This window comes from Psychrobacillus sp. FSL H8-0484, assembly GCF_038005325.1.
Taxonomy (GTDB): Bacteria; Bacillota; Bacilli; order Bacillales_A; family Planococcaceae; genus Psychrobacillus.
In genome coordinates this window covers 209995-223477 of sequence record NZ_JBBOSZ010000001.1, presented here as the reverse complement: position 1 = coordinate 223477, position 13483 = coordinate 209995, and the positions used below count along the sequence as shown (strand labels likewise).

10 protein-coding genes and 1 riboswitch are annotated in these 13483 nt (G+C 37.1%); all 10 genes read right to left on the bottom strand.

Going from position 1 to position 13483, the window contains the following annotated elements; all coding sequences use genetic code 11:
* Nucleotides 1-8 precede the first annotated feature (8 nt).
* Entirely contained in the window at nt 9-1457 is a 1449-nt protein-coding gene (locus tag MHH81_RS01155; RefSeq protein ID WP_340925079.1) for an ethanolamine ammonia-lyase reactivating factor EutA, read from the bottom strand.
* Nucleotides 1458-1667: 210 nt separating this feature from the next.
* Nucleotides 1668-2189 carry a EutP/PduV family microcompartment system protein gene (locus MHH81_RS01150; protein ID WP_340916980.1) on the bottom strand — a complete coding sequence of 174 codons (522 nt, stop codon included), beginning with the start codon at nt 2187-2189 and terminating at the stop codon, nt 1668-1670.
* A gap of 15 nt (nt 2190-2204) precedes the next feature.
* Nucleotides 2205-2546: a BMC domain-containing protein gene (locus MHH81_RS01145; protein ID WP_340916978.1), complete on the bottom strand. Its 342-nt coding sequence runs from the start codon at nt 2544-2546 to the stop codon at nt 2205-2207.
* Nucleotides 2547-2576: 30 nt separating this feature from the next.
* The gene (eutH, locus tag MHH81_RS01140; protein WP_340916976.1) at nt 2577-3833 is read right to left on the bottom strand and encodes an ethanolamine utilization protein EutH; all 1257 of its coding nucleotides are present in this window, start codon (nt 3831-3833) and stop codon (nt 2577-2579) included.
* A gap of 141 nt (nt 3834-3974) precedes the next feature.
* On the bottom strand, nt 3975-4544 hold the full coding sequence (locus tag MHH81_RS01135) for an ANTAR domain-containing response regulator (RefSeq protein ID WP_340916975.1): 570 nt from the start codon (nt 4542-4544) through the stop codon (nt 3975-3977).
* Complete coding sequence (locus tag MHH81_RS01130; RefSeq protein ID WP_340916973.1) at nt 4519-5976, bottom strand: sensor histidine kinase; 1458 nt, start codon at nt 5974-5976, stop codon at nt 4519-4521. The genes MHH81_RS01135 and MHH81_RS01130 overlap by 26 nt, the downstream gene beginning before the upstream one ends.
* A gap of 335 nt (nt 5977-6311) precedes the next feature.
* A complete protein-coding gene (locus tag MHH81_RS01125; RefSeq protein ID WP_340916972.1) occupies nt 6312-8414 on the bottom strand; it encodes a methyl-accepting chemotaxis protein in 2103 nt (700 codons plus the stop codon).
* A 355-nt stretch (nt 8415-8769) separates the two neighbouring features.
* On the bottom strand, nt 8770-9807 hold the full coding sequence (locus MHH81_RS01120; protein WP_340916969.1) for a ribonucleotide-diphosphate reductase subunit beta: 1038 nt from the start codon (nt 9805-9807) through the stop codon (nt 8770-8772).
* Nucleotides 9808-9820: 13 nt separating this feature from the next.
* On the bottom strand, nt 9821-12046 hold the full coding sequence (locus MHH81_RS01115; RefSeq protein ID WP_340916967.1) for a ribonucleoside-diphosphate reductase subunit alpha: 2226 nt from the start codon (nt 12044-12046) through the stop codon (nt 9821-9823).
* Between the two features lie 157 nt (nt 12047-12203).
* Nucleotides 12204-12381: riboswitch (cobalamin riboswitch) on the bottom strand.
* A 269-nt stretch (nt 12382-12650) separates the two neighbouring features.
* Complete coding sequence (locus MHH81_RS01110; protein WP_340916964.1) at nt 12651-13478, bottom strand: undecaprenyl-diphosphate phosphatase; 828 nt, start codon at nt 13476-13478, stop codon at nt 12651-12653.
* Between the last annotated feature and the right edge of the window lie 5 nt (nt 13479-13483).

Below are 13483 nucleotides of genomic sequence, written 5' to 3'. Positions count from 1 at the left end.
ACCCTCCTTTACGACGAGTGGAACGTTAATGTCTTCACTACCACTGGTACAACACCAGATTCTAGTGATTTTCCAATATCCATATAGTCTCCGTGATCCACGCTTATTTGGTCGATACATATAATACTTTGCTGTACATTCATCGCTAATAACGTTTGCCCCATTACCTTTGCATGATCTGTTTGTACAACTAGTACGATCGGTAGAGTTGGATCTGGACGTTGTTCCATTACTTGTATAATTGCTTCTGACAACTTCTGAATATCTCTAAATCCCATATAAGGTAATCCTGAAATATAGAGTGCAAAATTCTGACCTTCTCTTGTAGCATCATACAAATCGATGGCCTTTTTAATCTCTGCATCAAATCTTTCTAATCCTTCTTGCAAATTCGAATGAAAGTTAAAATTGTATACAGGTAGATTTTTAACCGGTAAATCCTGAGTAGATACTTGTATCGTTGCTCCACTTATTTCCGTTGTTTGTGTTCCAGCACCTAACACCGTCGCACGCACTGTTTCAATAGGCTCCAACCACGAAAAACTATTTAGTGCTTCATTTTGTTGAAGCTCTAATGCAAGATCCTGACCAATATCGTCATATTCAGCTGTTGAATGAACACCCAACTCATGAGTGTATATACATTCTGAAATACCGCCTGAAAATACAATGCTTTCCACATCATCTTTCCAGTTAGGAGAATGACCTAATAACAGAACATGGTCCTTTTCTTGCACTTCATTTTTTAGAATTCTACTAAGAGATTCAGCCATAAATTGAGTGACAAGTCGTATATACTTGGCATCCTTTGAATCTCCTACCTTTAGCAAGATTCCCTGCTCTTCTATTAGCCTTTGTATAGGTGGAGAAATAGATATTATTTCCCCTTCACGAAACTCAATAAGCCTACCGCCAATGTGCATCGTACATGTCCCAAGAAGCTCTTTATCTTTATAGACTGCTATATTTGCAGTCCCTCCACCAATATCAATATTCGCTATAACTTTCCCGCTTCGAGCAGAATAATCGTATGCTCCAGAACCTTTAGCTGCGATAATTCCTTCCAAATCTGGTCCAGCTGTTGCTACTAAAAAATCTCCAACTTCATTGGATAAATAGTGGAGCATTTCTTGTGCATTATGCTTAGTTGCGGTTTCCCCAGTAATAATGACCGCACCCGTCTCTATCTCTGCCGCTTCAATCCCTGCTTTGGAGTACTCGGATCGAATGATTTTTTCAACCTCTGCAACATGAATAGTTGAAGCGTCTTTTAGTGGTGTTCTGAATATGGGACTTTTATAAATAATTTCTTTATCTACAATTTCTATTCTCGGAACATGTGTAGTTCCAGCTAGATTCATTAATGAGAATCGGCTAATAATTAATTTCGTAGTGCTAGTGCCTATATCAATTCCTGCACTTATTATTGTTTCTTCTTTGCGGTTGAAATCGAACATACTCATCCCTCGCCTCTAACAGAAATGCGCAAGCGCCTATGTCTGCCCCGAGGGGCAAAGCGCTGAAGCTAAACAATACCGAGTAGAATAGCGTATACTTTCTTATTCTTTAAAAAAAAAACGCCTTTACTTATACACGCAGAATTTTCTACGTGTAAGTAAAGGCGTCATTGCCGATTTATGAACTTTTGATTGATAACAGTAAATATATCAAAGATTCCGAGAACTGTAAAGTTGATCCGTGAACAATAAACATTCATCTTGTGAATTCTTCACATAGCTTTTCATCGATTCCATATCATCCATCTTTACTAATTCCTTTAGCGGTTCTATACCAGCTCCATTAATAGAGGACGTGATAACGATAGGTCCATACGAAATAACTGAGCGAATCATTTCAATCGAGCGAGCTAAATTCGCATCTGGATGATCACTTTTGGTAATTACACCGATAGGTAATTTTGAAAAACCCATACTGAACCCAGGGGGGAAAATCATTTTCCCACTAGTTGCATCCAGCAAATAAAGCACATGCGTTACCTCTAATGCTGTAGCCATAATATTTTTATAAAAAAATGGATTTTCTGTATACTCGCCTGGCGTGTCTACTATCCAGTCATAATAGATTAATGTTTGCGTCTTAACAGCAGGTACAGCTTTACCTAATAATGCATTTGTTAAAGTGGATTTCCCCACACCAATTGCACCTATTAGCATTGCTCTATTTTTCATGGTTTTCACACGTCCTTATGACTTTGTAATTTCTGCAGGCGTATAACCTAGTCTTTCTGATAAAAACCGATTAATCTCATGCATAGCCATGTCTACTTCTGAAACACTACCAACAATTACAAGACTTCCTGTAAATCGATCCAAAAATCCTATGTTTACATTGGCTGCTTTTGTAGCTAAATCCCCTGCAATAATAACCGTCTCACTTGGAGTGCAAGTCATAATCCCGAGTGCTCCTGCTTCTTGAATTCCTAGTTTTACAAACATATCTGAGTCTGGATTTGCAATTAAATGACTGAGTGTAATTTGCTTACCTGGAACGAATTCTTGTATAAATCTCTTTTTCTCTTCGCTCATAATACCACTCCTTTCATGTGCAAAGAATTATCAAGCTTTGGATGGAACTTTCTCATCTTCCAAATATTCACCCGGACGTATTGTACCATCTGCACGATCTTTTTCCTCTAGCTTTAATGCAGTCGGAACAGACAACCAGTATGCAAAGGCAATAGCACAAACACCAGCTAAAAATTTCCCTAAAATTACTGGCAATATAATGGTCGGTTGAAAGTTAGCGGTAAAGGACAAGTGATCCCCTAACAAGAACGCCGCACAAACAGCAAATGATATATTAATTACTTTATCTTTCGGTCGCATATAACGCACTAACGAGAACATTGCTAGGATATTCGCAATAGTAGCTAGAATACCTGCACTTCCTACAGATGTAAGCCCAATCTTGCGTCCACCTGCTTCTAATGGTTTCGATGCATACTTACGTAATAAGTAAATCATCGGGAAAGCACCTGCTAGCATGATTCCAATGTACCCTGCAGTTTCAAGTGCTCGGAACTGATCCTCTTTATCAGCCATAATCGGATCGAAGCCCCACGCACCAAAAATAGTTGTGAATAGACCAGTAAAAATTTCTACAATCGAGAATACTAATACTAGTTTAATACCAGCGTCCATCACGCGACCAAATATCATGAAGCCTGAAATCATACCCCTTGGGAAGAATTTTAGACCTGCTGCGATTAATATTACAAAAATGAGTAAAGGCGTTAAGTTGATCAAAATTTGCCCATAACTTATAACAAATTCATACGTTGAATCGGCTGTTGTACTAATCACATCACGAACTTTAGTATCAAAAAGAACTAGTAATACTGAAGAAATAAATGCCCCAATCGGAATTGTCAGTACTCCTGACATAATACCAAGAGCCATATATTTATGGTCTCGTTTATCCAGCATAGCTAGTCCCATTGGGATAGAGAACACAATAGTCGCTCCAGCCATATAACCGACAACCAACGCCATAATCCATCCTTCATAGGATTCCTTTAATGCATTCGCTAACTGATATCCTCCCATGTCAGATGCCAATATTGCTGTTGCCGCAATCGCTGGATCTGCCCCAATGAAATGGAAAATCGGACCTATAAATTTATCAATAAACCATGTTAAGTAAGGTATAGATGCCATAATACCAGCTGCTGGAACAAAAATATGACCAACTGCATGAAGACCAGACATAAACTCTTTTCCAAGACCTTCCTCTGGATTTTTAATCGCTGCAAAAGCCCCCATAATTGCACACGCCATAATTATGTACACTACTACTGTACCGATCATTGCCATTCGTTTTTCCCCCTTTAGATTAATACATGAACTTTCACCCTAAATCATCTTCCTTACACGCTATTTGAATATCTAACACCCCCTCTAAAAAAATAAAAGACGATTAAAGAAATTACTCTTTAAGCGCCTTTGCTTGTTTATTTACTTGTATTGTAAAATAATTCTTTTCGCAACTGACTCCATCGTCATTTTAGTGGACATACTAGATTCTCTTAATCTTTTATAAGCTTCCTGTTCCGTTAACTTCTCCGCTTGCATTAATAATCCTTTTGCCCGTTCAATTATCTTTCTTTTTTCAACTTCTTGTTGTGCAACGTTTACTTGTTGCTTCAGTCGTTTCGCTTTATCTGATTGATGTAAAGCAATCTCTACTGCTGGTATTAGATTTGCCTCGGATACAGGTTTAACTAAATAGCCAACGATATTATCCTGTTGTGCCTTTTCTACAAATTCCTTTTGACTATACGCGGTAATAATAAGTATGGGTAAGTCTAGTTGGTTTGCAATTATTTTACTAGCTTGTAATCCATTGATCTTAGGCATCTTAATATCCATAAGAATAAGATCAGGTTTATGTAAAAATGCTAATTCAATTGCTCGATCACCGTCCCCAGCCTCTCCAACTATTTCATAACCATGATCCTGAAGCATCAATTTGATATCCATTCGAATAATTGATTCATCTTCAGCTATCAGTATTTTCTTTTTCATAATAGATAACAACCTCCGAACTGATGGGAAACGTTATGACCGCATGCGTTCCTTGCTCTACAGGTAAATATCTAAACTCACCATTTAAATCATTCATCACTAAATTATGAACTATTTCTAACCCTAATGAAGACTTTGGCTTACTAATCCCGACCCCGTTGTCGAAAATATGAAGCTCTAAAAAATCTTTACTAGAATAAAAACTTACTTCTATTTCACCGTGACTATCCTCTGGAAAAGCATGTTTTAAAGAATTTTGAACAAGTTCATTAATAATAAGTGCGATTGAAACCGCTTTACGTGATGTTGTTAATATTTTATTGCCATTTGTCTGAATAATCAAGTTGATTTTTTTATGAATTTCATTTAATACCATTGTGGAAGATACTTTTTTCGTTAATTCAATGATATTTACATCTTCGTCATCCGCATCTGTATTAGCGAGAATAATTTCATATACGGACGAAATACTATATATTCTATTTAATGTATCTTCAAAGTAGACCTTACTTTCTTCCGGAAACCCTTTTCTCATTTGTAGTCGCAGCAAACTTGCAACTGTTTGAAGATTATTTTTAACTCGGTGGTGAATTTCCTTAATAAACACGGACTTCATCATCAATTCTTTTTCCTTCGTGCGCAGCTCCGTCACATCTTGAATAATGAGAAGTGTTCCTTTTAACTGCTCCTTATCTCGCATCCTAACCTTTTTAACGATTAAATTTTTTCTATCTACTGTGAGGTCAAATATAAATACATCTTCTTTAAAATCATAGATTGGTTGAATGAAAGGAAGTAATTCTAATATGTTTTGATTTCGAATCTCATTCATTTGACTCATTTCTGTGATGAAATTTACACCTGCAGGATTTGCATAGATTAATCTATTATTTTTGTCCGTCAACAAAAAAATTTCCATGAGTAAATCTGAAATCATCGGCATTTCATTTGGGCTACCACTAAATATTGCACTAAGTTCTTCCTGACCAAAAGACACATTTTTGTGACTATCACTGAAGGGTAAGTGCTTAAATATCTCTTTTTCAGATATGAGCACTCCAATAACTTGATGCATTTTATTTTTTATTGGAATAACGCTTTGGTCCACAGACTTTCCTTCTTGCGTTACAGCATGACTATTAAGAGACTTTTTACCAGTGCGATAACTATAAAAAACTCCAGGTTCAAACGAATCAAAAACAATTTTGCCTACTACAGAGTTTTCATAGATAGTCTCAGATGATTTAGAAAATGCTTCAGCTACAACAATTGCATGCTCACTATCCCGCATCTTACAATCTATGAACATATATGCATTATTTAAATCAGCATATAATTGTAAGGTAGAAGAAACGTTTTTCAAAATTTCAACTTCCTCGGAAGTCAAATCAGTATATAAATTACACAATTGTTCTAAAGTAGATTCAATCATGATATCTGTCCCTTTTCTATTTTTCAGATTATTAGATTTGATTATACGCACAACTATCTAATTGGTCAATTTGCTATAGAGAATAAGAAAAGCGCAAGCGCTCTTTAAGTGCAATATGTCTTTTGCCAATTCCAGCGTGCTTTGGACGAAACATTAGCTACACTATTACCGCTTTCTTTAGAGGAAATCTTGTGGCGGATGTTTGTCCGTCGCTCTCTTGTATTGTGAAATGGCATGGTGCATAAGTTACTCAGTAAAAGATTTTATTCTTTCTTATCTCTCAAAAAAAGGATGCTCTCGCAAGTATCACACTCCTGAGAACATCCTTTTTCATATTAAGAGAGCTTAAATCGATTAACGACTTCTTGTAACTCTTGTGCAATCTTGTTCATATGATTGATAGAATCTGCCACTCTCTCTAATTCTGCCTGCTGATCTGCAGCTGAAGCACTTACCTCTTCCGCTGAAGCAGCTGTTTCTTCTGATATAGCTGAAATACTTTGAATTGAGGTCATTGCTTGATTTTTATGTTCCAACATACTAGAGAGTTCAGAGACCAGCTCATTAATTGCAGCTTCAATTGCACTTGATAGCTCATGATTATCTTTAAAAGCAGATTCTGTGCTATGGACAGAGTCACTTTGTGCTTGCATTAATGCAACATTAGAAGCAATCACTGAAACTGTCTGTTTAGAATCCTCTAATATACTTTCCACGGTTTGTTTAATTACTTCCGTCTCAGCTCTTGACTGCTCTGCTAACTTTCTTACTTCCTCCGCTACTACTGCAAAACCTTTTCCATGCTCACCAGCACGAGCTGCTTCTATACTTGCATTAAGTGCAAGCAAATTTGTTTGCTCAGTAATACCTTGAATAGATGCAATTACTTGGTTGATATTAGCTATGTTTAATGTTAATGATTCAATTTGTTTTTGAACCTTTTCATTCATTTCATTAGTTGCAGTATTATGTTCACGTAAGGTTTCTACTTCTTTCATGCCTTTTTCAGTGGAAACTTTCGTTTTAGTAGATAATGTATCCATTTGAGAAGACAATACTGTTAGTGCATCTATTTGGTCAGATAAATCAATCATTCGGTGATTCGTTTCCTCTGTGTCTTCTGATTGCTTAGAAGCTCCTTGAGCAATTTCATTCGTTGCTAGCGAAACTTCTTGGCTAGACGCAACAATTTCGTCAAATGCTTCATTTACATGGCTAGACGATTTATTAAGAAGTGTGGAAGAATTTAGAACGCTATGTATTGCACTATTAGTTTTTTCTAACATATCGTTATAAGCTAAGGCAACTGCACCAATTTCATCTGATTTAATAAATTTATCGTCTACTTTTTTAGTCAAATCTCCGCCTGCTGCTGTTTCAATAGATTCTCGCAAAAATTTCAATGGCTTTAATTGATTGAATATAAACCATGCAGTCACAATTGCCATCAAAACTATCATTATTATTGATGCTACAATTGTTAATAAAAGAATTTGATTGTATGTTTCTAAAATTTTTGTTTTTGGTACAACTAATTGAACAGACCATGTATCGTCTATTCCCTCTAGCAACATTGGTGCGAAGGCATTAAAAGATTTTTCTCCTAGTTGCTTCGATTCTAAATACGTACTTACTGGCTTGCCACCTTCTAGTGTATTTTTAAAGGATGACCAATTAAGCGTATCCTGCATGTTTGTTCCATTTAACTTTTCGTTAGCACTATTTACTGTCAGCATTCCTTGTTCTGTAATGATTCCGGCATATCCACCTTCTGGCTTAATAGAGTTTACCAAATCTGTTAGAAAATCAATAGACAAGTCAGCAGTTAGCACTCCAAAAAATGTTCCAGATGAACTAAATAGTGGAACTGATATTGTTGTCATGGAAACCGTTTTTCCATTTACTTCATAATCATATGGTTCCGTAAGTACTGCTCTACCTTCTTTTTTGGGAATCCAGTACCAATCTCCATTTTCAGCGTCTTCATATCCTTCTAAAGAAGTTGTCGAAATCTCATTCCCATCTTTTGATAAGTAAGGCACAAAATGTTTACTGCTATCGATGAGATTCGAAGGAATGGTTGACTCTATTTTCGCTGAACCATTTTCTAGGATTGCTGCTACTCCTAGTAAATCCTCATTTTCAGCCAAATTTGTTTCAAGTATACTTAATACTTCTGCAGCTGATAATTCTCCATTCGACTGCATTGTTTCAAATATTCGTTTCGTTGTTTGTAATGTATCATTCGTTTTCTTAAAGCGATCGCTCATCTTTTGAGCAGAAAACTGTGCATTTTGAAGTGTGGAAGTCTCCGAATCTTCTATACTTTTATTGTACAAAATCACACTTGTTGTTACGGTGTAAGCAAGAAATAAAATGAAAAATAGCCCAATAATTAACCCTGATAACTTCCATGCAATACTTTTTGATCTTTTCACTACAAAAACACCCCTTTTTTCCTATCACCTTTATAATAATGCATAATAATTAGTCCTACAATAATAAAATATTTTTAATTATTAGGATGAGGAAAGTAGCATAAGCTGCCCTTAAAGTGCAATATGCCAAAAGGCAATTCCAGCGGACTTTGGATCAAACATTGGCATTACTTATCGTGGGATTTTTAGAGGAGCTTGCGCAGGAGCAAGGGAAGCGGCTTGATGCTTGCCCCCTGAAAAGCGTCCGCCTACAGTGGAAATCAACCTGTTCATGACATAAAAATTTATATATTTTCTTATTCATAAAAAAAGCGTCTGAAAGTCGAGATTGACTTACAGACGCTTCTTATATTATTTATAAATCATCAAATCCATTATCTTGCACGTTCACTTTTACGTATTGGCGAGATTTTTGTTCAAAAAAGTCGGTTTTTCCTAGGTCTACTTCTTCGTAGGCTTTGATCCATTTCAATGGATTTTTTCGGTATTCTGGGAATGGTCGGTCATAGCCTAGTTGGTTGCATCGCACATTTGCGTAAAAATAAATATAAGCTTCGACATCTTCCACGTCTAGACCATCTATCTTCTCCCCGATCACTTCGCGTGCCCAGTCAACTTCGAGCTGTGCTGCTTCACGGAAAATTGCTTCTACTTCCCTTGCTCGCTCTGGTGTATCCAATTCAGGATATTCCTCTAATATCTCCTTGTAAATCTTCACAAATAAATCGACATGCAGCTGTTCATCACGGTTTATATAGTTAATCATCGTACTCGTGCCAACCATTTTTTGATGTCTGGCAAGATGATAGAAAAATGCAAAGCCAGAATAGAAAAATAGTCCTTCTAAAATCACATCATATACAATCGATCGAAGCAAGCTATTCACATTAGGATTTTCTGCGAATTCCTCATATCCTTTTAAAACAAAATCATTTCTTTTTTGAAGTACTGGATCTGTTCTCCAAAAGCCAAATACACGATCCTGCTCATCTTTTGATACTAAGCTAGACAATACATAGGAATACGAATGATTATGAATAACTTCTTGCTGCGCTAAAATAATCATGAGTGCGTTTAAACTGGAATCTGTTAAGAAGTCCGCTACCTTACCAGCGAAATCCGTTTGCACACTGTCTAAAAGAGCCAGTAACCCAATAATTTTTAAGAAAGCTTCTCTTTCTGCATCTATTAATCCTGGAAACTGCTTAACATCGTTGCTCATATTAATCTCAAAAGGAGTCCAAAAATTTCCTAGCATCTTTTTGTATTTAGGATATGCCCAACTGAATCGTACATCATCCCAGTTTAGAATATTAGAACTTTGACCATTTACAATCCCGGTTGAGCGGTTTGGCGCTTCTTTATCCATTAATTTTCTTCTTTCTAATTGCATGTTAGGTTCCTCCTTAGCTTGAACAAGAATCACAATCGATTAATTCTACGGAAGTAGAACGAACGTAATATGTCGTTTTCAATCCACTGTTCCAAGCGTCTAAATGTAAGTCTAGTAATTCTTTTGCCTTAATTGTATTTTGGACGTATAAGTTTAGTGACACACCTTGGTCGATATGGCGTTGACGTGCGGCATTTTGCTTTAATGTCCAATGTTGATCTATAAAGTACGCAGATTTGTAAAACCATGTCGTTTCCGAATTTAGATCCGGTACTGTCACAGGAATTTTATAATCCTTCTTCTCTTCCGAGTACGACTTTTGGAAAATCGGATCTATGCTCGCCGTGCTTCCTGCTAAAATCGACGTAGATGAGTTTGGTGCAACAGCCATTAAGTAGCCGTTACGGATGCCATTTTCCGCGACTTCCTTACTTAATTCATTCCATGCTTCGCTTTCGTATTGACGTTTTTCAAAATACGATCCTGTTTGCCAGTCCGACCCTTCGAATAAAGGATATGCCCCTTTTTCTTTTGCAAGCTCTACGGAAGCTTGAATTGTTAAGAAAGCGACCTTTTCATATAGTTTATCTGCAAACTCCACTGCTTCATCGGACTCCCAGCGGATGCTATTTAGTGCAAGTAAATGATGCCAACCAAAAGTACCAAGGCCAATTCCACGATATCTTGCATTCGTGCGATCCGCTTGTGGAATCGGAATCATATTCAAATCAATCACATTGTCGAGCATGCGCACTTGGATTTTAATTAAGCGCTCCAAAACATCCGCTGGAACTGCTCGTCCAAGGTTAATGGAAGATAAGTTACAAACAACAAAATCCCCTGCTTTCCGACGAGTCACAATAACATCATCTTCTAATTGAATGGATTCAAACGAAGTAGCACTCTGGTTTTGGAATATTTCTGTACATAGATTACTGCTGTACACCATACCGGCATGCTTATTTGGATTACTACGATTTACCTCATCGCGGTAAAACATATAAGGCACACCTGTTTCGAGTTGAGAACGCATAATTCGTTTCATCAAGTCAATCGCTGGAACTGTTTCACGAGATAAACGACTATCATTTACACATTCCTCGTATTTTTCTCGGAATGAACCTTCTCCACGTTTCTCATCGTAGAAATCTTCTAGAGAATAGCCTTTTAACTGACGAACTTCATGTGGATCAAATAAATGCCACTCATCACGAGCATCTACTTTTTCCATGAATAAATCCGGCAAGCACACACCCGTGAAAATGTCGTGCGCACGAAGACGCTCATCCCCGTTATTTAAGCGTAAATCTAGAAATGTGAAAATATCTTTGTGCCAAACATCTAGGTAAACTGCAATTGCCCCTTGACGCTGACCTAGCTGATCTACACTCACTGCAGTGTTGTTTAATTGTTTGATCCAAGGAAGGACCCCGCTTGATGCGCCGACAAATCCACGAATAGAAGAACCACGACTACGCACTTTCCCCATGTATACACCAATTCCGCCACCAAATTTAGAAAGCGTCGCTACGTCTGTATTGCTATCGTAAATCCCTTGAAGACTGTCATCAACTGTGTCAATAAAACAACTAGATAGCTGTCCGTGAGGCTTCCCTGCATTAGAAAGTGTTGGTGTTGCAACAGTCATATATAAATTACTCATTGCCCAATATGCTTCTTTTATCTTGCCAAGACGATTTTTTTTCTCATCTTTCATAAGTGTCATTGCAATAATCAACCAGCGTTCTTGCGGAAGCTCGACGATCGATTTATCAAAGTCCTTTGCTACATAACGATCAAGTAACGTTTTTAATCCGATATATGTAAATAAAAAATCTCGTTGCGGCACAATAAGTTCTGCTAACAGTTGCAGTTCTTCTTGGGAATAAGATTCTGCAAGACGTTTGTCGTATAGACCTTTTGCCACTAATGCTTGTACATTGCTTGCAAACTTACTGTATACTGCGTCTGGCGTTGTGTTTCTATGTATTGCTACTTTTTCATATACATCAGCTAAATGAATGCGAGCGGCGACGAATGTCCAATATGTTTCTTGTTCATCTAAAAAGCTTAGTGCCTCGAGTGACATGGACTTGGACCACGCAGACGTTGTACCTTCTGGGAATTTCTTCATCCATCTTTCATGAGTTTTTAGAAGAGGTGCTATATTTTCTTCTCCAAACTCTTTTATTAATTGATGTAATACTTCTTGTTTTTCTGTATTCGTAACAGTTGTCATTTCTTATTCCTCCTTGTTTTTAAAACAGCAAAAAAGCGATGCCTCTTAGCCTCTTCGGCTGAGTCATCGCTCACGTTTAAAAAGTAGGAAACAACAGACACATCAATGGTTCGAGATAGAGTCTTCGCCCCCACCTCTCAACCCCCGAAGAAAGTGTTGCTTCACCGATGAAGAGGCAGGTCTACTGGCTCGTGCTTCGTTCTTCTGTTGGCCTTCCCACGATTGCTCGCAGTGGCTATTTCAACAGTCGTCCACACTTACAGTTGCGGGGACAGCTTCGGCTTTAACCGAATTCCCTTTTAAACCATAAAGGTACCTATTCATCGTTCACATACTATATATTGTGTTCACTTCATTTATACAATCTAACATATTGTGTTTATACTTGTATAGAGGGAAAAAAGAACTGTGTCTCTGAAAAGCAGTTCTCCCAACTGAATACGTCCGGATAAATATTTTTCTGACCGGATAGAAAAATTTATGACCGTATAGTTTCATTTCTGACCGGATAATATTTTTTATGACCGTTCAACCTTATTAATCATCCGATTCACCCGAAAATGTAAAAAGCAGACATCCTACTAAAATGTCTGCCCATACTTCCTTACATAAACACAATAACCGCTAACACAGCCGCTAAAATAAGACGATAGATTGCAAATGGCGTTAACTTAATACGTTCAACAAGTTTTAAGAAGAATTTAATAGAAATTAGTGCGAACACAAATGCACTTAAAAATCCTACAATATAAAAGCCCAGGTCATCCATATTAATTTGTTCCCAGTTTTTCAGAACTGAAACAAGACTTGCTCCAGCCATAATTGGTACAGCCATAATAAATGTAAAGTCTGCAGCTGTCTTATGACTCATTCCAAACAAGACACCACCAGAAATCGTTGCTCCTGAACGGGAGAAACCTGGCCATAATGATAGACATTGAACAAGACCTACTTTAAATGCTTGCGCATATGTAATTTGGTCAAGCGTAACAATCTTCGGTTTTTTAGGTCCAAATTTATCCGCAACAATCATCAAAATAGCACCTGCAACAAGACTGAAAATTACGGTTTCCACTCCAAATAAATGATCATCAATAAAGTCTTTAAAAGCAAATCCGAGAATAGTCGCTGGTAACATACCAACAATCACATGTAGCAAATTGAACTGCTTGCTCGATTGTTCACTTTCTATTTTATACAATCCTACTAAACTAAATAATCGTTTCCACATAACTACAACTACAGCTAAAATCGAACCTAGCTGTACAACAATTTTAAATGTATTAGCCGAGTACATCCCTAAAAACTCTTCTGTTTTCAGCCACATATCATCGACAATAATCATATGTCCTGTGGATGAAACAGGGGCAAACTCTGTCATACCTTCAACAAAACCTAATATAAGTGCTTTTAACAATTCTAGAATTTCCATAAGAT

What these genes read in the sequence shown, in the direction of transcription:
- MHH81_RS01150 (WP_340916980.1), bottom strand. Translation starts at nt 2,189, where the DNA reads ATGAAAAATAGAGCAATGCTAATAGGTGCAATTGGTGTGGGGAAATCC.
- eutH (WP_340916976.1), bottom strand. Translation starts at nt 3,833, where the DNA reads ATGGCAATGATCGGTACAGTAGTAGTGTACATAATTATGGCGTGTGCA.
- MHH81_RS01120 (WP_340916969.1), bottom strand. Translation starts at nt 9,807, where the DNA reads ATGCAATTAGAAAGAAGAAAATTAATGGATAAAGAAGCGCCAAACCGC.
- MHH81_RS01145 (WP_340916978.1), bottom strand. Translation starts at nt 2,546, where the DNA reads ATGAGCGAAGAGAAAAAGAGATTTATACAAGAATTCGTTCCAGGTAAG.
- MHH81_RS01115 (WP_340916967.1), bottom strand. Translation starts at nt 12,046, where the DNA reads ATGACAACTGTTACGAATACAGAAAAACAAGAAGTATTACATCAATTA.
- MHH81_RS01155 (WP_340925079.1), bottom strand. Translation starts at nt 1,457, where the DNA reads ATGTTCGATTTCAACCGCAAAGAAGAAACAATAATAAGTGCAGGAATT.
- MHH81_RS01135 (WP_340916975.1), bottom strand. Translation starts at nt 4,544, where the DNA reads ATGAAAAAGAAAATACTGATAGCTGAAGATGAATCAATTATTCGAATG.
- MHH81_RS01130 (WP_340916973.1), bottom strand. Translation starts at nt 5,976, where the DNA reads ATGATTGAATCTACTTTAGAACAATTGTGTAATTTATATACTGATTTG.
- MHH81_RS01110 (WP_340916964.1), bottom strand. Translation starts at nt 13,478, where the DNA reads ATGGAAATTCTAGAATTGTTAAAAGCACTTATATTAGGTTTTGTTGAA.